Annotated in this window: 21 protein-coding genes; 12 read left to right on the plus strand and 9 right to left on the minus strand. The window is 54.4% G+C overall.

The window, feature by feature from the left end; translation table 11 throughout:
- The first annotated feature begins 1 nt into the window (after window position 1).
- Together ybcJ and HV041_RS14510 are read left to right on the plus strand one after the other, a co-directional pair.
- The gene (gene ybcJ, locus HV041_RS14505) at window positions 2-214 is read left to right on the plus strand and encodes a ribosome-associated protein YbcJ (RefSeq protein ID WP_048212377.1); all 213 of its coding nucleotides are present in this window, start codon (window positions 2-4) and stop codon (window positions 212-214) included.
- Window positions 215-338: 124 nt separating this feature from the next.
- Complete coding sequence (locus tag HV041_RS14510) at window positions 339-863, plus strand: metal-dependent hydrolase (RefSeq protein WP_048212378.1); 525 nt, start codon at window positions 339-341, stop codon at window positions 861-863.
- A 91-nt stretch (window positions 864-954) separates the two neighbouring features.
- Here HV041_RS14510 and cysS read toward each other — a convergent pair whose 3' ends face one another.
- Window positions 955-2,340 carry a cysteine--tRNA ligase gene (gene cysS, locus HV041_RS14515; protein ID WP_121584334.1) on the minus strand — a complete coding sequence of 462 codons (1,386 nt, stop codon included), beginning with the start codon at window positions 2,338-2,340 and terminating at the stop codon, window positions 955-957.
- Window positions 2,341-2,513: 173 nt separating this feature from the next.
- Between cysS and ppiB the strand changes: the two genes are divergently transcribed.
- The 5 genes from ppiB to mnmH all read left to right on the plus strand — a co-directional run bounded on the left by ppiB (window position 2,514) and on the right by mnmH (window position 6,606).
- Window positions 2,514-3,008, plus strand: coding sequence for a peptidylprolyl isomerase B (gene ppiB, locus HV041_RS14520; RefSeq protein WP_003021875.1), 495 nt, complete (start codon window positions 2,514-2,516; stop codon window positions 3,006-3,008).
- 2 nt (window positions 3,009-3,010) lie between these two features.
- On the plus strand, window positions 3,011-3,733 hold the full coding sequence (lpxH, locus tag HV041_RS14525) for a UDP-2,3-diacylglucosamine diphosphatase (protein ID WP_121584333.1): 723 nt from the start codon (window positions 3,011-3,013) through the stop codon (window positions 3,731-3,733).
- A gap of 117 nt (window positions 3,734-3,850) precedes the next feature.
- Window positions 3,851-4,360 (plus strand): 5-(carboxyamino)imidazole ribonucleotide mutase, encoded by a 510-nt coding sequence (gene purE, locus HV041_RS14530; protein ID WP_121584332.1) that lies wholly within the window; start codon window positions 3,851-3,853, stop codon window positions 4,358-4,360.
- Window positions 4,357-5,424, plus strand: a complete 1,068-nt coding sequence (gene purK / locus HV041_RS14535) for a 5-(carboxyamino)imidazole ribonucleotide synthase (RefSeq protein ID WP_121584331.1) — start codon at window positions 4,357-4,359, stop codon at window positions 5,422-5,424. The genes purE and purK overlap by 4 nt, the downstream gene beginning before the upstream one ends.
- Before the next feature lie 96 nt (window positions 5,425-5,520).
- Window positions 5,521-6,606: a tRNA 2-selenouridine(34) synthase MnmH gene (mnmH, locus tag HV041_RS14540; RefSeq protein ID WP_121584330.1), complete on the plus strand. Its 1,086-nt coding sequence runs from the start codon at window positions 5,521-5,523 to the stop codon at window positions 6,604-6,606.
- On the opposite strand, the gene HV041_RS14545 is transcribed toward mnmH, so the two are convergent.
- From HV041_RS14545 to ybbA, 6 genes are all read right to left on the minus strand, one after another.
- Window positions 6,607-7,266: a methionine ABC transporter permease gene (locus tag HV041_RS14545; protein ID WP_048212383.1), complete on the minus strand. Its 660-nt coding sequence runs from the start codon at window positions 7,264-7,266 to the stop codon at window positions 6,607-6,609.
- Window positions 7,259-8,275, minus strand: a complete 1,017-nt coding sequence (sfbB, locus tag HV041_RS14550) for a virulence-associated ABC transporter ATP-binding protein SfbB (protein ID WP_121584329.1) — start codon at window positions 8,273-8,275, stop codon at window positions 7,259-7,261. The genes HV041_RS14545 and sfbB overlap by 8 nt, the downstream gene beginning before the upstream one ends.
- A 63-nt stretch (window positions 8,276-8,338) precedes the next feature.
- On the minus strand, window positions 8,339-9,169 hold the full coding sequence (locus HV041_RS14555; protein WP_121584328.1) for a MetQ/NlpA family ABC transporter substrate-binding protein: 831 nt from the start codon (window positions 9,167-9,169) through the stop codon (window positions 8,339-8,341).
- A gap of 262 nt (window positions 9,170-9,431) precedes the next feature.
- On the minus strand, window positions 9,432-10,565 hold the full coding sequence (locus tag HV041_RS14560) for a porin (protein WP_121584327.1): 1,134 nt from the start codon (window positions 10,563-10,565) through the stop codon (window positions 9,432-9,434).
- A gap of 188 nt (window positions 10,566-10,753) precedes the next feature.
- Window positions 10,754-13,168, minus strand: coding sequence for a putative ABC transporter permease subunit YbbP (ybbP, locus tag HV041_RS14565; RefSeq protein ID WP_182294237.1), 2,415 nt, complete (start codon window positions 13,166-13,168; stop codon window positions 10,754-10,756).
- The gene (ybbA, locus tag HV041_RS14570) at window positions 13,165-13,851 is read right to left on the minus strand and encodes a putative ABC transporter ATP-binding protein YbbA (protein WP_003021853.1); all 687 of its coding nucleotides are present in this window, start codon (window positions 13,849-13,851) and stop codon (window positions 13,165-13,167) included. The genes ybbP and ybbA overlap by 4 nt, the downstream gene beginning before the upstream one ends.
- Between ybbA and tesA the strand changes: the two genes are divergently transcribed.
- From tesA to HV041_RS14585, 3 genes are read left to right on the plus strand one after another with little or no spacing between them, the layout of a single operon-like run.
- Window positions 13,819-14,445 (plus strand): multifunctional acyl-CoA thioesterase I/protease I/lysophospholipase L1, encoded by a 627-nt coding sequence (tesA, locus tag HV041_RS14575; RefSeq protein ID WP_121584325.1) that lies wholly within the window; start codon window positions 13,819-13,821, stop codon window positions 14,443-14,445. The two genes, ybbA and tesA, sit on opposite strands and share 33 nt — an antisense overlap.
- A 28-nt stretch (window positions 14,446-14,473) precedes the next feature.
- Complete coding sequence (locus HV041_RS14580) at window positions 14,474-15,244, plus strand: SDR family oxidoreductase (protein ID WP_061067454.1); 771 nt, start codon at window positions 14,474-14,476, stop codon at window positions 15,242-15,244.
- Window positions 15,245-15,302: 58 nt separating this feature from the next.
- Window positions 15,303-16,157 (plus strand): co-chaperone YbbN, encoded by an 855-nt coding sequence (locus tag HV041_RS14585; RefSeq protein ID WP_121584324.1) that lies wholly within the window; start codon window positions 15,303-15,305, stop codon window positions 16,155-16,157.
- A 45-nt stretch (window positions 16,158-16,202) separates the two neighbouring features.
- Here HV041_RS14585 and fetB read toward each other — a convergent pair whose 3' ends face one another.
- On the minus strand, window positions 16,203-16,982 hold the full coding sequence (fetB, locus tag HV041_RS14590; protein WP_121584323.1) for an iron export ABC transporter permease subunit FetB: 780 nt from the start codon (window positions 16,980-16,982) through the stop codon (window positions 16,203-16,205).
- Window positions 16,969-17,646, minus strand: a complete 678-nt coding sequence (fetA, locus tag HV041_RS14595) for an iron ABC transporter ATP-binding protein FetA (protein WP_121584322.1) — start codon at window positions 17,644-17,646, stop codon at window positions 16,969-16,971. The genes fetB and fetA overlap by 14 nt, the downstream gene beginning before the upstream one ends.
- Before the next feature lie 134 nt (window positions 17,647-17,780).
- On the opposite strand from fetA, the gene HV041_RS14600 reads away from it, so the two are divergent.
- Both HV041_RS14600 and HV041_RS14605 read left to right on the plus strand, forming a co-directional pair.
- The gene (locus tag HV041_RS14600) at window positions 17,781-18,698 is read left to right on the plus strand and encodes an SPFH domain-containing protein (protein ID WP_003021835.1); all 918 of its coding nucleotides are present in this window, start codon (window positions 17,781-17,783) and stop codon (window positions 18,696-18,698) included.
- The gene (locus tag HV041_RS14605) at window positions 18,695-19,153 is read left to right on the plus strand and encodes an NfeD family protein (RefSeq protein ID WP_121584321.1); all 459 of its coding nucleotides are present in this window, start codon (window positions 18,695-18,697) and stop codon (window positions 19,151-19,153) included. Before HV041_RS14600 ends, HV041_RS14605 begins: the two co-directional genes overlap by 4 nt.
- Window positions 19,154-19,155: the final 2 nt, after the last annotated feature.

A 19,155-nucleotide genomic window follows, 5' to 3' on the forward strand; every position in this document is an offset into this window, starting at 1 on the left:
GATGGCCACATTTTCACTGGGTAAACACCCACATGTTGAACTCTGCGATCTGCTGAAGCTGGAAGGCTGGAGCGAAAGTGGCGCCCAGGCAAAAATCGCCATTGGCGAAGGGTTGGTGAAGGTCGATGGTGTAGTAGAAACGCGTAAGCGCTGCAAAATCGTTGCCGGACAGACCGTAAGCTTTGAAGGCCAAAGTATTACCGTCGTGGCGTGATCCCCGGTGCCGGATGAGGCTAACCCCCTGTCCGGCCACTTCCTCTCTCATTTTCAGATAATCACTTCATCACCACTTCACAGTGAATTGTTAGCATGTCGTTTTTCCACACGAAGCGATCATCATGCCAACAATTGTTACCCACGCGGCCGTGCCACTCTGCTTAGGGTTAGGTCTCGGGCTTAAAGTCATCCCCCCGCGCTTACTGTTTACTGGCGTCATTCTGGCTATGTTGCCGGATGCCGACGTGCTGTCGTTTAAGCTTGGCATCGCCTACGGCAACGTATTTGGTCACCGTGGTTTTACCCACTCGCTGCTGTTCGCCTTTGTCGTGCCACTACTCTGTGTTTTGATTGGCCGACGATGGTTTAAGGTGGGATTGATTCGCTGCTGGTTATTCCTGACGGTTTCACTGCTGTCGCACAGCCTGCTGGATTCTGTCACTACCGGGGGAAAAGGCGTCGGCTGGCTGTGGCCGTGGTCAGATGAACGCTTCTTCGCACCGTGGCAGGTCATTAAGGTCGCCCCGTTTGCGCTATCACGCTACGCCACGCCGTACGGGCATCAGGTTATTCTTTCGGAGCTAATGTGGGTATGGCTGCCGGGAGCCGTCATGATGGGTGTGTTGTGGTGGTACAGACGTCATTAATAGTGCCTGATGGCGCTACGCTTATCAGGCCTACCGATCATTCCATCGTAGGCCGGATAAGGCACTAGCCGCCATCCGGCAATATAGAGATTTACTTACGACGCCAGGTGGTGCCCTGCGGACCGTCTTCCAGCACGATGCCCATCTCGTTGAGACGATCGCGCGCGGCGTCAGCTGCCGCCCAGTCTTTCGCCTTACGGGCATCCAGACGTTGTTGGATTAACGCTTCAATTTCAGCAACTTCACCATCATCCGCCTGCGCACCGCTTTGCAGGAAGGCTTCTGGCTCCTGTTCCAGCAGGCCCAGCACGCCGGACAGCTTACGCAGATGCGCAGCCATAGCGTTAGCTGCCGCCATATCTTCGCCCTTCAGACGGTTAACCTCACGCGCCATATCAAACAGCACGGAGTAGGCTTCTGGCGTATTAAAGTCATCGTTCATCGCTTCAATGAAACGCGCTTCAAAGGCTTCGCCACCCGCAGGGGCAACGAACTTGTCAGTGCCGCGCAGCGCGGTATATAAGCGCTCCAGCGCTGAGCGAGCCTGCTTCAGGTTCTCTTCGCTGTAGTTCAGTTGGCTACGATAATGGCCAGACATCAGGAAGTAGCGAATGGTTTCGGCGTCATAATATTTCAACACGTCGCGAACGGTGAAGAAGTTGCCCAGTGATTTGGACATTTTCTCACGGTCAACCATCACCATCCCGGAGTGCATCCAGTAATTTACATATTCACCGTCATGCGCACAGGTAGACTGCGCGATTTCGTTTTCATGGTGCGGGAACATCAGGTCAGAGCCGCCGCCATGAATATCGAAATGGTTACCCAGTTGTTTGCAGTTCATCGCAGAACATTCAATGTGCCAGCCCGGACGGCCTGCGCCCCACGGGGATGGCCAGCTCGGCTCACCCTCTTTAGACATCTTCCACAGCACGAAGTCCATCGGGTTACGCTTCACATCAACCACATCAACACGCGCACCCGCCTGCAGCTGATCCAGGTCCTGACGTGACAACTGACCGTAATTCGGGTCGGTCGGTACGTCGAACATGACATCGCCGTTATCGGCAACGTAAGCGTGGCCTTTGGCAATCAGCTGTTCGGTGATTTCAATAATCTCAGGGATATGATGCGTAGCACGCGGTTCAAGATCCGGGCGCAGAATATTCAGCGCATCGAAATCGTTATGCATTTCCGCAATCATGCGATCAACCAGCGCCACAAAGCTCTCGCCATTTTCATTAGCGCGCTTAATGATTTTGTCGTCGATATCGGTAATGTTGCGCACATACTTCAGCTTGTAGCCGAGGAAGCGCAGATAACGGGCAACAACGTCGAAAGAAACAAAGGTACGCCCGTGTCCAATATGACAGAGATCGTAAACGGTGATGCCACACACGTACATGCCGACTTCCCCGGCATGAATGGGTTTGAATTCCTCTTTTTGGCGCGTCAGTGTATTAAAGATTTTTAACATCGAAGATTCCGTGTAGACGTGTGTGGATAACAAAGCCCTATAATACCTATAAATTGGCCCCGAAGCAGCACACTTTGCAAGGTGATCGAACCTTGCGGTTATGCTATAACAAGCCCCTATCATGTGACCCTGACCAGGGTCGAAGCACCACTCTATCGGAACAGGATGCAAAAATGGTTACTTTCCACACTAATCACGGCGATATCGTAATCAAAACGTTTGATGATAAAGCGCCTGAAACAGTTAAAAACTTCCTGGACTACTGCCGCGAAGGTTTTTACAACAACACCATTTTCCACCGTGTTATTAACGGTTTCATGATCCAGGGCGGCGGTTTTGAGCCGGGCATGAAGCAAAAAGCCACGAAAGAGGCTATCAAAAACGAAGCCAACAACGGTCTGAAAAACACCCGTGGAACGCTGGCAATGGCGCGTACTCAGGCTCCGCACTCCGCGACTGCTCAGTTTTTCATCAACGTTGCCGACAACGACTTCCTGAACTTCTCCGGCGAAAGCATGCAGGGCTGGGGTTACTGTGTGTTCGCTGAAGTTGTCGAAGGTATGGATGTCGTTGATAAAATCAAAGGCGTTTCCACCGGTCGCAGCGGTATGCATCAGGACGTACCAAAAGAAGACGTTATCATCGAAAACGTGACCGTCAGCGAGTAATCGTGACAACACTGTTTATTGCAGATCTTCATCTCTGCACGGAAGAACCGGCGATCACCGCCGGTTTTCTGCGTTTTTTAGCCGGCGATGCACGAAAGGCCGATGCGCTGTACATTCTTGGCGATCTGTTTGAAGCCTGGATAGGCGATGACGATCCCAATCCCCTACATCGTGAAATGGCCGCAGCGATAAAAACGCTGACGGATTCCGGTGTTCCCTGCTTTTTCATTCATGGCAACCGTGATTTTCTGATCGGCAAGCGTTTTGCCCGTGAGAGCGGCATGACCCTGTTACCTCAGGAAAAAGTGCTCAACCTGTATGGCCGCAACGTACTGATCATGCATGGTGACACCTTATGTACCGATGACGCAGGCTATCAGGCGTTTCGCGCGAAGGTTCATCAGCCCTGGCTACAAAAACTGTTTCTCTCCCTGCCGTTATTCATTCGCCAACGTATTGCCGCGAAAATGCGCGCCAACAGCAAAGCGGCCAATAGCAGCAAGTCGCTGGAGATCATGGATGTGAATCCACAGGCCGTCATTGCCGAAATGGAGAAACATCAGGTCCAGTGGTTAATTCACGGTCATACCCATCGCCCGGCAGTCCACGAAGTCACGGCCAATGCGCAACCCGCTTTCCGCGTGGTGTTAGGTGCCTGGCATACCGAAGGTTCGATGATTAAAGTCACACCTGACGACGTTGAACTGATCGCATTTCCGTTTTAACTCCCTGTCAAAATGCTTGTTATACAGGCTACGCAATCGTTTTCCTTGGCGGTGAATTATGCTATTCTCTGTGGCCTCAAAAGTCGAGTGTAGTGCACCACAGGAGTTTTTAGACGCATGTCTTCCTGCAATAATCCGGCGCGTGTCGCCATCGTGATGGGGTCCAAAAGCGACTGGGCTACTATGCAGTTCGCCGCCGAAATCTTCGAAATGCTGGACGTTCCACACCATGTTGAAGTCGTCTCAGCCCACCGTACCCCTGACAAACTGTTCAGCTTCGCCGAAAGTGCTGAAGAAAACGGTTATCAGGTCATTATTGCGGGTGCTGGCGGTGCAGCGCATCTGCCGGGCATGATTGCAGCGAAAACGCTGGTCCCCGTGTTAGGCGTTCCGGTACAAAGCGCAGCGTTGAGCGGTGTAGATAGCCTCTATTCGATCGTGCAGATGCCACGCGGCATCCCTGTGGGTACGCTGGCGATTGGCAAAGCGGGTGCGGCCAATGCAGCCCTGCTGGCAGCACAAATTCTGGCAACACACGACAAAGCATTACACCAGCGTCTGAACGACTGGCGCAAAGCACAAACCGATGAGGTACTGGAGAACCCGGACCCGCGAGGTGCGGCATGAAGCAGGTCTGCGTACTCGGTAACGGTCAGTTAGGGCGCATGCTGCGTCAGGCCGGCGAGCCGCTGGGCATTGCGGTCTGGCCAGTCGGGCTGGATGCCGAACCCGCCGCCGTTCCCTTTCAGCAAAGCGTCATTACTGCTGAGATCGAGCGCTGGCCGGAAACCGCGTTAACCCGCGAGCTGGCGCGACATCCGGCGTTCGTGAATCGTGATGTCTTCCCGATTATTGCCGACCGCCTGACGCAAAAGCAGCTTTTTGACAAACTCGGCCTCGCAACCGCGCCGTGGCAGTTGCTGACAGAGAAAAGCGAATGGCCTGCGGTATTCGACAAGCTGGGTGAGCTGGCGATCGTCAAGCGTCGCGTTGGCGGCTATGACGGTCGCGGTCAGTGGCGTTTGCGCGCGAATGAAACGGAACAATTGCCGGATGATTGCTATGGCGAATGCATCGTTGAGCGGGGCATTAACTTCTCGGGCGAAGTGTCGCTGGTAGGCGCTCGCGCACACGACGGCAGCACGGTTTTCTATCCGCTAACCCACAACCTGCATCAGGACGGCATTCTGCGTACCAGCGTGGTCTTCCCGCAGGCTAACGCCAGACAGCAGGAACAGGCCGAAGCGATGCTTTCCGCCATCATGCAGGCGCTGGGTTATGTCGGCGTGATGGCGATGGAATGTTTCATTACCCCGGAAGGTCTGCTGATTAACGAACTGGCGCCTCGCGTGCACAACAGCGGGCACTGGACACAAAACGGTGCCAGCATCAGCCAGTTCGAGTTGCACCTGCGCGCTATTACCAACCTGCCGTTACCGACGCCGGTAGTGAACAATCCTTCGGTGATGGTAAACCTGATTGGTAGCGACCTGAACTACGACTGGCTGAAACTGCCGCTGGTCCATCTGCACTGGTACGACAAAGAAGTGCGCGAAGGGCGTAAAGTCGGCCACCTGAACCTGAGCGACAGCGATACTGCACGTCTAAATGCCACGCTGGAAGCGTTAATTCCCCTACTACCGCCGGAATATGCCAGCGGAATTATCTGGGCGCAATCACAGCTGAAATAAGCCATTAATGCCGGGGAGTTGATTTTATCCTTCCCCGGCCCCTCTTCAGGCGCGTAAAATCCCCTCCATTGCTGTTTTGTATTTTCAGGACTGAACATGAACGATGGAACGGACTATCGCGCGATTCTGCTCGCCGGTACGCCTTTAATCGATGTACGCGCCCCCGTCGAATTTCAACAGGGTGCGATGCCAGGTGCGATCAACCTCCCCCTAATGAACGATGACGAACGCGCCGCGGTCGGGACCTGCTATAAACGTCAGGGACCGGAGGCGGCGCTCGCATTGGGCCACCAACTGGTCTCGGGTGAAACCCGCCAGCAGCGAATGAACGCCTGGCTGGACGCCTGTCGCCAGCATCCAGAGGGATACTTATGCTGTGCCCGCGGCGGGCAGCGCTCGCACATCGTGCAGCACTGGTTGCAGGAGGCTGGTATCAACTATCCGCTGATAAAAGGCGGTTACAAGGCGCTGCGCCAGGCGACGATACAGCTGACGGAAACGCTGGTGCAAAAACCTATCGTCCTGATTGGCGGCTGTACCGGCAGCGGTAAAACGCTGTTGGTACAACAGCAGCCAAACGGCGTGGATCTCGAAGGTCTGGCACATCATCGCGGTTCCTCTTTTGGCCGCACCGTCGAACCGCAACTGAGCCAGGCGAGCTTCGAAAACCTGCTGGCGGTCGAAATGCTGAAAACCGACAGCCGCCAGGATTTACGTCTGTGGGTACTGGAAGATGAAGGCCGCATGATTGGTGCCAATCATCTGCCCGAATGTTTGCGTGATCGCATGACTCAGGCAAACATTGCGGTGGTGGAAGATCCCTTTGAGTTACGGCTGGAGCGACTGCGCGAAGAGTATTTCGTGAAGATGCACCACGATTTTACCCACGCTTATGGCGAGAGCCAGGGCTGGCAGGAGTACAGCGAGTATCTGCACCATGGCCTGTTTGCTATCCGCCGTCGTCTGGGTTTACAACGTTTTGCCGAGCTGACCGCCCTGCTCGACGTGGCCCTGCGCGAACAGCAGACGACGGGCAGTACCGACGCTCATATGGGCTGGCTGGTGCCGTTGCTCAACGAGTATTACGACCCGATGTATCGCTATCAGCTGGAAAAGAAAGCCGCGAAAATCGTCTTTCGCGGCTCATGGCAGGAGGTGGCTGACTGGCTTAGCGTGCAGTAATCAATGTCTGTCGCGCTTGTCTGCGCGTTTCGCCAGCCAGTCGCCCAGCACCTGAACGACCTGCACCAGAATAATCAACGCCACCACGGTGACTACCATGACCTGGGTTTCGTAGCGGTAATAACCAAAGCGAATCGCCAGGTCGCCTACCCCGCCGCCGCCAACGATCCCAGCCATTGCGGAGTAACCGATCAAACTCACCAGCGTTATCGTCAACCCACGCAGCAGACCCGCGCTCGCCTCCGGTAACAGAACGGTGCAGATGATGCGCATCGGGCTGGCGCCAAAGGCTTCCGCCGCCTCGATAATGCCTTTATCGACTTCACGTAGCGCGCTATCAACCAGACGGGCATAGAAAGCAATTGCTGCTACCGAAAGTGGGACCGACGCCGCGATGGGTCCAATGGTATTGCCGAGCAAAAACTGGGTGAGCGGCAACAACAGAACCAGCAGGATCACAAACGGCACCGAACGGATAATATTCACCAGCACGGAGCTGAGCAGATACACAAAACGGTTTTGCCAGAATAAATGCCGATCGGTAACGAAAATAAGAAAACCGAGCGGCAGACCGCCAATAATCGCCAACAGCGTAGAGATGCTCAGCATCTGGAAGGTTTCATTGAACGCCAGCGTCAAATCCGGCAATAAATCATCCACGAATCACCTCCACCTGTGCAGTACGTTGACGAATATGTTCCACGGCGATATCCACCGCAGAAGGGTTATGCGGCGCGGTGAGTTGCACCACCAGAATCCCCAGCGCACGTTCGCCGATATATTCAATTTTGCCGTGCAGAATGTTCACCGCCACGCCAAATTTAACCGCCACTTCTGACAACACCGGCTGTTCTGCCGAATCACCGATGAACAGAATTTTTAGCAACTGACCGGGCAGATGCTGGCGCAGACGGTCGGGTAGCGTCAGATTGAGAGTATGCGACACCAGTTGCTGAGTGAAAGCGTGCTGCGGGTGAGCAAAAACATCAAACACCTCACCAGACTCCACTACCTTGCCACCGGACATCACCGCCACGCGATCGCAAATGGATTTGATCACGTTCATCTCATGGGTGATCAGCACGATCGTGATCCCCAACTGTTGGTTGATCTGCCTGAGCAACGTCAGAATCGTGGCTGACGTTTCCAGATCTAATGCGGAAGTCGGTTCATCACACAGCAACACATCCGGGTGATTAGCAATCGCACGGGCAATACCCACGCGCTGCTTTTGCCCACCGCTGAGCTGAACCGGAAAGCGGTTTGCTTTATCCGCCAGTCCGACCAACGTCAGAATCTCCGCCACGCGTGGAGCGATTTTGCTGCGCTCCCATCCGGCAGCCTTCAGGCTGAAAGCAACGTTTTGCGCCACAGTGCGGGTATGCATCAGATTAAAGTGCTGAAAAATCATACCAATACGCTGACGGGCTTTACGTAACTGAGAGCCTTCCAGCGCAGAAATTTCTACGCCGTTCACCTTTACGCTTCCCTGGCTCGGTCGCGTTAAGGCGTTCAGGGTGCGCAGCAGCGTACTTTTCCCCGCGCCACTGGTCCCGACAATGCCAAATATCTCACCTGCGCCAATGCGCAAGCTAACGTCATCAACCGCCCGGGTTGATGCTCCACGGCCTGCGGCGAAGTCCACGCAAACCTTTTCTATCTCAATCATAGCCACCTCAGAAATGCGAAAAGGGCAGTCGTCGCTGCCCCTGTTAACCCTTGTGCGCAGCGATTATTGGGCTGCCGACATCCATTCCGGTTTCTGGAAGGCGCTGTAGATATTTTTCGGGTCGTCAATCACGGCACGATATGCCGGAGATTTCACCGCCTCAACAATATCTTTGGCGAACGGTTTATCCGCATCGTCACTGCGTACCGCAATGATATTTTTAAGATTTTCATCCAGATGCTCTTGCTTGATGGCGCTGGCAAGATCCAGTTTTGCCGCCACGGCAAAGTTACCGTTAACCAATGCCCCGGTCACACCGTCCAGCGTGCGCGGCAGCTGTGCCGCTTCCAGCGGTTTAAACACCAGCCCTTTCGGGTTGCTGGCGATATCGCGCTCAGAGGCTTTAGTCGGGTCGATGTTATCTTTGATGGTAATAAGGCCAATTGACTGCAGGAAACGCAGACCGCGAGCCAGGTTGGTGGGATCGTTGGAAAGCGTGATCACATCCCCTTTTTTCAACTCATCCAGGCTTTTGATTTTATGTGAGTAAAAACCCATCCCGGCCGTCGGGACCACAATCAGCTTGCTCAGCTTCAGGCCTTTATCGGCGGTGAATTTGTCAAAGTAGAGCGAGTGCTGGAACAGGTTGGCATCGATGCTGCCGTTGGAGAGCGCCATGTTCGGCTGCACGTAGTCGCTGAATTCGCGCACCACGACCTTATAGCCTTTCTCTTTCAGCGTAGGGGCAATGGCTTGTTTTACCATATCGCCGTACGGCCCAGGCGCGACGCCAAATACGATAGTGTGCGGATCACTGTTCGCATGAGCAAATTGTAATCCACAGGCCAGTAACAGCGCCCCGGTCGCGACGCGTAAACTCTGACGCAATCCCATAATCTCTCCATTTTAACGTTGTGGTGTCATGTCTCACGCCGTTCTTGCGGCGTTGTTGTTGTTAACCTGTTTAACAGGCTGATTGTTAACATGACACAGATCACAACCTGCTGTCCTTGAAATTATTTCATGATGTTGCAGAATGTGTTTTTAAATGTGAGATGGCATGAAAAAGCCGGATGTCGGCACAAGTGCCTTATCCGGCCTACAACAGCTTTCTTAGGCCCGATAAGCGCAAGCGCATCGGGCGGCGGGCGTTTGATTAGAAATCGTAACGCAGACGAACCAGGTTCATATCACCCAGATTGTCGGTGCTGGAGGTAAAGACGTGTTCGTAATCCACACGGAAACCGTAATCCAGCTGGAAGCTGATACCCACACCGTTGTCGGTGCGCAGGTAGTTACGACCATTCACGTATTCAATACGATCGCCCATAAAGTATGGCTGAACGGATTTCAGCGCATACTGACCAACCGGGAAGGTGTAACCCGCGAAGTATTCCAGACCCCAGGCATCACCGGCAAAGTAGTCGTTAACCGAGACTTTTTTGGTGGTCATGAAGTTCTGATACCAGCCGCCGCCCATTGAGAAGGTCCAGTTGTCCGGTTTCCAGCTCAGCGCAGTACCGACGATGTTTTGATCGTAGGTTTTGCTGGTGTTGCCACGCATTTCCGCGCGAGTGTAGTTCCACGCTGTACCCCAGGTCAGGTCATCGGTGATGTGATAATCCACACCCAGCGAGCCGCCGCCTTTACGTTTGTAGCGCAAACCGTTGTTCGGGTTGTAGTCATCACTGAACAGATAAGACGCGTAAAGATCAACATCGCCTACCGTATTTTTATACTTCAGTGACTTACGTGTACGATAGGAACCGTCGTAGTCGCCATTGATACCGTTACCTGGCGCCTGGCCGATCATGTCGTAGTCCCAGATATCCGTTTTCGCACCCACCACATCATAGTAAATGCTGTTCTGTTGACCGAAGGTCAGCGTACCCCAGGTCGCGCTCTTCAGACCGGTGTACAGCATACGACGCGTGGTATCGTTGGCGCCGTTAGCATAGTGATTGTCCCAGTTGAACATCGCCGGGAAGTTAACGCCCAGCTCGTAGTAGCTCACCCAACTGATATCATCAAACAGATAGTAGTCAGCGGCAAAGCGGAAACGCGTCCCGCCGTCGAAGCCATTACGTTTGTAGCCATTCTTACCATCGTCACCGGCCATATTCTGGAACTGCGGACGAATACTCCCGCCGACGGTGAAGTTAAGACGGCTCAGCGGGTTGCCCGCCTGCGGATCTTGTTTCAGGACCGTGATTTCCGCCTGGGAGGCGAAAGTCGTTAATGCCACTGCTGCGCCGATCGATACCGCCAGCACCGTTTTTTTTATAGTCATTATTTGTACTTTGATAGATAGCCTGCCAATTATTCAGCATACAAATATTAACGTTTATTAATACACTCGTGTTGTCGGGTTTTTATTGTTCTGTGCTGTTAAATATTAAGGAGTTATCAATTTGTGCTACATAGATAAAAAAACGCGCCGATTTAAAAAAACCGGTGCGTAATCATCACGAATATGAATTAACTGCTGAACTGACGGAACAGCGCTTTGCCTTTAAGAAGACGTGAACCAAGCCATCCGCCGCAGAGAGAGAGCAGCAATGCCCCACAAAGCGGCAACACAACCCACAGCCGCCAGTCTGGCTCCCAGGGGAAATCAAACACGCGGGTTTGCAGCACCGCCAGCGCAGTTTCCGCCCCGATGGCCGCCACCAGTCCGGCGACCATCCCGAGCATGGCGAACTCGCACCACAGCGTGGTACGCAGCAGCTTCTTACCCGCTCCCAGCGTGCGCCAGACCACCAGTTCCTGATGACGCTGACGCATCCCGACCTGCACCTGCGCCAATAGCAGCAACATACCGCAGGCGGTGACCAGCACTACCATCACCTCCAGCGCTCGGCTCACCTGCTCCAGCACCTGACTCACCTGTTTGAGGATCGCACCAATATCCAGCAGGCTGATAGTCGGAAACTCACGGTTAAGCTGCGTCAGCATGCCGTTGCCGTTCTCCCAGCGAAAACTGGTTAACCAGCTTTGTGGCTGAGCATCCAGCGCGCCGGAAGGGAAAATGAAGAAGAAATTCGGTCGCAGGCTTTCCCAGTCCACTTTGCGCAGACTGCTGACTGTGGCGCTGAAATCCTGGGTATCGCCCATAAAGGTCACACGATCGCCAGGCTTTACGTTTAACCGCTTCGCCAGCCCCTCTTCCATCGACACTTCACCCGCTTTTGGCGGCCAGCTTCCGGCGGTAATCGGGTTATGATCCGGCCGGGTATCCTGCCAGGTCAGATTCAATTCACGATTAAGCGCCTCGTCCTGATTACCTTCGGTCGCTTTGTCATTGATTGCCGTCAGACGCGCCAGCACGATGGGATAGAACGACTCAGGGATCACCTGATGCTCAGCAAGGAAAGCCTTCAGCGGAGCCACTTGCTCAGTGGCAATGTTGATCAGAAAATAGTTTGGACTTTCCGGCGGCATTTGCTGCTGCCAGCGGTCGAGGAGATCGCCGCGCAGCACCAGCAACAGCGCCAGCAGCATAAAGGACAGCGAAAATGCCGACAGTTGGCTCAGCGTTGACCACGGCTGGCGCAACAGCCGGCTGACCGCTAAACGTAGCGGTAGCGACGTTAACGTCAGGCCACGCAGTACGTTGAGCAGCATCCAACCCAGCACGCCGCACAGCAGCGCCAGCACCACCGCCCCGGCCAGTACCGCCCACAGCAGCATACTTCCGCCCATCAGTCCGGCCAGCAGCGCAACCACAACTATCGTTGCTACGGGCAGATAGACCTTGAGCGGCCAGACGTTTGCCACCACGTCGCGACGCAGTACCCGCAGCGGCTGCGTCGCCAGCAGCAGGCGATAAGGGCGTAGCCCCACCAGCAGAGAAATGACGGTCATCGTACCGAGTGCCCACAGCCACGGCCACAGGCTGGCGGGCGGCAGCTCACCGGGCAGAACCGGCTTCAGTAATACCACCAGCACCCGCTCAAATAACAGCCCGAACAGCCCGCCGGTCACGCCAGACAGCACCAGCACCATCAGCCACTGGCCGATAATCAGCTTGCGCAACTGCGCCCTGCCCGCACCGAGCGTTTTTAATATCGCCACCAAATCGTAACGGCTACGGCAGTAATGATTCATCGCCACGGCAACGGCAGCAACCGCCAGCAGTAGCGTTAACAATGCCGACAGCAGCAGGAACTGTTGCGAACGCTGCAGAGATTTCCCCAACGCCCCTTCATCCTGCTCCAGCCCATACCAGCGCTGTTCCGGCTTTAACTGCGGCAGCAGCCATTTTTCATAGGCTTCCAGTTGCTGTGGCGTACCACCAAATTTATAGCGCCAGGTCACCCGGCTTCCCGGCTGGACCGCCGCCGTTTTTTCGACATCCGCCATGTTCATCATCAGGCGCGGCGCTATCTGGAAGGGATTAAAACCGGAATCCGGTTCCTGCGCCACTTCTCCGGCGATGCGCAGGGTGGCATCGCCAACGTCGATGGAATCACCGATTTTTACGTTGAGCAGCGCCATCAGACGCGGGGCCAACAGCACTGAGCCCGGCTGCGGTTTCAGCCCCGGCGGATTGGTTTGCAACGTGCCGTACATCGGATACACATCATCCACCGCTTTGACGTTCGCCAGTTGCGGCGTATCCCGGGCAAAGGTCATGGTGGCAAAGGTGAGCTGTTCACCCACCTTCAGACCACGCTGTCGCGCCTCGTCAATCCATGCTTTCGGCACAGCGCGCGAACTTTGCAGCGACCGATCGCCCGCCATAAACTCACGACTTTGCTGGCTAAGTCCTTTTTCCATGCGATCGCTGATATTGCCCAGCGCCAGTACGCAGGCCACCGCCAGGCTTAACGCCAGCCAGACAATCAGTAATGAAGGCGAGCGCCATTCGCGCCAGAACCAGCGTGCAATCATGCCTCCTCCTGCAACTGTCCGTTTACCAGGCGTAAACGCCTATCGCAACGCGCCGCCAGCTGCGGGTCATGGGTCACCAGAATCAGGGTGGTGCCATGTTCCCGGTTCAGAGAAAACAGCAGGTCGGCGATTTTGTCCCCGGTCTGGCGGTCCAGATTGCCCGTTGGTTCATCGGCAAACAGCACGTCAGGGCGTCCGTTAAACGCCCGCGCCAGCGCTACGCGCTGCTGCTCCCCGCCGGAAAGCTGGGCCGGAAGATGATCAAGGCGTTTTCCCAACCCCAGTTGCTCCAGCAGCGTTTTTGCCCCGTCACGACTTTTTCCGCTATTTTCGCCGCGTAGCAGCGCGGGCAGTTCGACGTTTTCCAGCGCGTTGAGGGTTGGAATTAACATGAATGACTGGAAGACAAAGCCCACGTGTCGCGCCCGCAGCTGCGCCCGGGCTTCTTCATCCATGGTGTGCAGCGCCTGCCCCACCAGGCTGACTTCACCGCTGGAGCCATCGTCCAGCCCGGCGAGGATCGCCAGCAGCGTGGATTTCCCCGATCCCGACTCGCCAATCAACGCAATGGTCTCGGCGCGTTTGACAACCAGTTCAACTCCGGTAAGGATGGATAGCTCTTGATCACCCTGACCGACGGATTTCTTAAGATGATGAACTTCAACAATGTTTTCCGCTGGCATTGGCCTTTCCTGTTCCTGGTCCTGTTAACTTTCCGCGCCGCCGCTGCGGACACGTTATTAATTCTGGGTGACAGCCTGAGCGCCGGATACCGTATGTCCGCCAGCGCCGCGTGGCCTGCGCTACTTAATGATAAATGGCAAACCAAAACGCCAGTGGTGAATGCCAGCATTAGCGGTGATACCTCTCAGCAGGGTCTGGCCCGTCTGCCTGCATTACTCAAGCAGCACCAGCCGCGCTGGGTGCTGGTCGAACTTGGCGGTAACGATGGCCTGCGCGGGTTTGCGCCTGCGCAAACCGAACAAACCCTGCGCACAATCCTGCAGGATGTGAAAGCGGCAAATGCCGAACCGCTGCTGATGCAAATTCGTCTGCCGGCAAACTACGGTCGCCGTTATAATGAAACCTTTAGCGCGATTTATCCAAAGCTCGCCAAAGAGTTTGATATTCCTCTGCTGCCCTTTTTTATGGAAGAGGTCTATCTGAAACCCCAATGGATGCAGGATGATGGTATCCATCCTAATCGTGACGCCCAGCCGTTTATTGCCGACTGGATGGCGAAACAATTGACCCCTTTAGTAAATCACGACTCGTAATTCAACGGAGATCCTGACAGGTAAAGTTATGCAAAAATCGGTCTTAATAACAGGATGTTCCAGCGGAATCGGTCTGGAAAGTGCGCTTGAGCTTAAACGCCAGGGTTTTCAAATTCTGGCAGGCTGTCGCAAACCTGACGATGTCGCGCGTATGAACAGTATGGGATTCACTGGCGTATTGCTGGATCTGGATTCACCCGAAAGCGTGGATCGCGCCGCCAACGAGGTGATCGCCCTGACCGATAATCGTTTGTATGGGATCTTTAACAACGCCGGATACGGCGTCTATGGCCCGCTGTCCACCATTAGCCGCGAGCAAATGGAGCAGCAATTTTCCGCCAACTTCTTTGGCGCACATCAGCTTACCATGCGCCTGTTGCCCGCTATGCTCCCTCACGGCGAAGGACGTATCGTGATGACTTCATCGGTGATGGGATTGATCTCAACGCCGGGACGCGGCGCCTATGCCGCCAGCAAATATGCGCTGGAAGCCTGGTCCGACGCGCTGCGTATGGAGCTGCGCCACAGCGGCATTAAGGTCAGCCTGATTGAACCCGGCCCTATTCGCACCCGTTTTACCGAAAACGTCAACCAGACCCAGAGCGATGCTCCCGTGGAAAACCCCGGCATTGCTGCTCGATTTACATTGGGCCCGGAGGCCGTTGTCGCCAAAGTACGTCATGCATTTGAGAGCGATAAACCCAAATTGCGTTATCCGGTTACGCTGGTGACCTGGGCAGTGATGCTACTTAAACGCCTGTTGCCAGGCCGCATAATGGACAAAATTTTACAGGGTTGAGTTGAAGCGCGCGCGTCAGCCCCCATGTAACAAGAAATCGACAAAAGAGAGTAACTCCATGTCCACACAGAATATTGTTAACATTAACGAATCTAACCTGCAGCAGACCCTTGAACAGTCGATGACCACGCCGGTCCTGTTCTATTTCTGGTCTGAGCGCAGCCAGCACTGCCTGCAATTGACGCCGGTACTGGAGAGCCTTGCCGCCCAGTACAACGGCCAGTTTATTCTCGCCAAGCTCGACTGCGACGCCGAGCAGATGATCGCTTCTCAGTTTGGCCTGCGCGCCATCCCTACGGTTTATCTGTTCCAGAACGGTCAGCCAGTAGACGGATTCCAGGGCCCGCAGCCGGAAGAGGTTATCCGCGCGCTGCTGGAAAAAGTGTTGCCGAGCGAAGAAGAGCTGAAAGCGCGTCAGGCTATCGAATTCATCGAAGCCGGTAATCACGCGGATGCACTGCCGCTGCTGAAAGAAGCCTGGCAGATCTCCAACCAGAGCAGCGAAATTGGCCTGCTGCTGGCGGAAACGCAAATCGCCCTCAATCGTTCTGACGAAGCCGAAGCGGTGCTGAAAACCATTCCGTTGCAGGATCAGGACACCCGCTATCAGGGACTGGTGGCGCAGATAGAACTGCTGAAGCAGGCGGCGGATACGCCGGAAATCCAGCAGCTGCAGCAGCAGGTCGCCAGCAATCCACAGGATGCGGCGCTGGCAACTCAACTGGCCATCCAGTTACATCAGGTCGGACGTAACGAGGAATCACTGGAACTGCTGTTCAGCCACCTGAAGAAAGATCTCACTGCTGCCGACGGTCAGGCACGTAAGACCTTCCAGGAGATCCTTTCCGCACTCGGAACCGGCGATGCGCTGGCCTCAAAATACCGCCGCCAGCTGTACGCGCTGTTGTACTAATCTGCCGCATTTGCCGGATAGCGCTAGCCGCCATCCGGCATCACATCACGTCTTATTCAAATGCGTTACGACTAATTGGTGGCGCGAATTGTAGAATTTCCGATAAGTCAGGTAGCAGGCAATAATGGTCGACAGGCTGGCGGTAGAAAGCAGCATAAACGTCACCATAATCTGATACTTAATCGCTTTTACTGGATCAATACCCGCGAAGATCAATCCGGACATCATCCCCGGTAAACTCACCAGCCCTACCGTTTTAGCAGAGTCGATCGTTGGGATCAGCGAGGCGCGAATGCTGTCGCGAATCAGCGCCGCGGAGGCCACTTTCGGCGTCGCGCCGAGGCTGAGTTTTTCCTGAATTTGCTGCTGTTCGCTGTTAAACCGCTGCCCCAGATTGTTGTAACACAGCCCCACTGCTACCATCGCATTGCCTGCAATCATGCCGGAGATCGGGATGACCTGCATCGGCGTGAACTCGATAGAGCCAGACAAAACCAGCACCGCCAGCGTTAGCCCCGCCCCCACCGTGATAGCGATAAACGACGAGAGGAAAGCTTTATCAATATATTTACTGCGCTTTTGTGCGTTATAAGCCGCGTTAAAGCAGATAAACAGCACCATCAGTAAGGTCAGAATACTGTGGTTAACGCCAAAAATATATTTCAGCACATAGCCGACGATAATAAGCTGAACCACTGCCCGGCAAACGCTCCAGAGAATATCTTTCTCCAGCGCTAGTTTTTCTTTGTGGCTAATCAGGATTGCCACCACCACCAGCATCATCGCTAATGCCAGGGACTCATTGGTAATATTATGCTCGTTCATTGCGTGCTTCCTGCATTTCTCCGGCGTGCGGTTGAAGGGTTATGACATTATCCGCATGCGTAATTTCATCTTTGTCGTGCGTCACCCACAGCACCGCAATATTCTTATCACGAACATAGTGGTGAATTAATTCGTTCACATTACGTTTATTAGCCTCATCCAGCGCGCTGGTGATTTCATCAAGCAGCAGGATTTTGGGCAGAAACTGCAAATTACGAATTAGCGAGACGCGCTGCTTTTCGCCACCGGACAACTCATTGATGCTTTTTTTGAGGATCGTCTCGGGGAGATCAAAATGGGCCAGATCGCTCAGAAACGCATCCGGCTCCGGACGTTTATTACGGATTTGCCAGGGGAAAATGAGGTTGTCGTAAACGGTGTCACCAAACAAAGCGGGCGTTTGCGCGCAATAAGAGACCTGCTGGCGATACGTTTCCGGCTTGAGGGTAGCTATATCCTTGCCTTCAAAGAGAATTTCACCGGCAGTCGGACTCATTAATGACGCCACAATCTTGAGTAACGTACTTTTCCCGCAGCCGGACTGGCCGGTAATCAGCTTAAATTCTCCGGCGCGGAGATCAAAACAGATGTTATTGAGAACCTGCGTCTCCCCTGCCTGCCATGCGACTTTTTTTAACTGAAGCAGAATGCTGCTTTCTTCCATTACCCATCCCTTTTTTACATCTTTCGTGCAGACAGTCTATGCCTGTAATTTATTATAAGGGAACCCCCCTTGATTAATCGGGTATAATTTGATTAATGAGGCAGTAAAGGACAGCACAACAGGAGGTTTCATCAATGCTCATTTTTATTCCTATTCTTATTTTTGTCGCGCTGGTCATCGTCGGTGCTGGCGTCAAAATCGTCCCGCAGGGATATCAGTGGACGGTAGAGCGTTTTGGCCGTTACACCAAAACCCTGCAACCGGGTTTAAGCCTTGTTGTGCCGTTCATGGACCGCATTGGTCGTAAGATCAACATGATGGAACAGGTGCTTGATATCCCTTCTCAGGAAGTCATTTCCAAAGATAACGCCAACGTCGCCATTGATGCCGTGTGCTTTATTCAGGTGATCGACGCGCCGAAAGCGGCCTATGAAGTCAGCAATCTGGAACTGGCGATTATCAACCTGACCATGACCAACATTCGTACCGTTCTCGGTTCGATGGAACTCGATGAAATGCTCTCCCAACGCGACAACATCAACACGCGCCTGCTGCATATTGTTGATGAAGCCACGAATCCTTGGGGCATCAAAATCACCCGTATCGAGATCCGCGACGTGCGTCCTCCGGCAGAACTTATCGACGCGATGAACGCGCAGATGAAAGCCGAACGTACCAAGCGCGCCTACATTCTTGAAGCCGAAGGGATCCGTCAGGCAGAAATCGTCAAGGCCGAAGGTGAGAAGCAGTCGAAGATCCTTAAAGCGGAAGGTGAACGCCAGTCCGCGTTTTTACAGGCTGAAGCGCGTGAACGTTCGGCAGAAGCTGAAGCTCGCGCAACGCAGATGGTTTCGGAGGCCATTGCCGCCGGGGATATTCAGGCAGTGAACTACTTCGTGGCGCAGAAATACACCGAAGCGCTGCAACACATCGGTTCGTCAAATAACAGCAAAGTGGTGATGATGCCGCTGGATGCCAGCAGCCTGATGGGCTCCATTGCCGGGATCGCAGAACTGGTTAAGGACAGCGCCAGCGAGCGGAAAAAATCATGATAGCGATGATTCTAGTGCACCCGCACATCTTCTGGCTCAGCCTCGGCGGTTTGCTACTCGCCGCCGAGATGCTGGGCGGTAACGGCTACCTGCTGTGGAGCGGCGTAGCGGCGGTGATTACCGGTCTGGTCGTCTGGCTCGTTCCGCTTGACTGGGCATGGCAGGGTGCGATGTTCGCCGCCCTCACCTTACTGGCGGCCTGGCTGTGGTGGAAATGGCTGGCAAGGCGCGTTCAGGAGCAGAGACCCGCCGACAGCCATCTTAACCAGCGCGGGCAGCAGTTGGTTGGCCGACGATTTATTCTGGAAACTGGCCTGGTCAATGGCCGTGGACATATGCGCGTCGGCGACAGTTCCTGGCCCGTCAGCGCCCCTGACGATTTGAGCGCCGGAACGCAGGTTGAAGTCATTGCCGTTGAAGGGATAACCCTGATTATTAAAGCGGTATCACACTAAAA

The sequence above is a fragment of the Citrobacter sp. RHBSTW-00029 genome, assembly GCF_014104295.1.
GTDB lineage: Bacteria > Pseudomonadota > Gammaproteobacteria > Enterobacterales > Enterobacteriaceae > Citrobacter > Citrobacter youngae.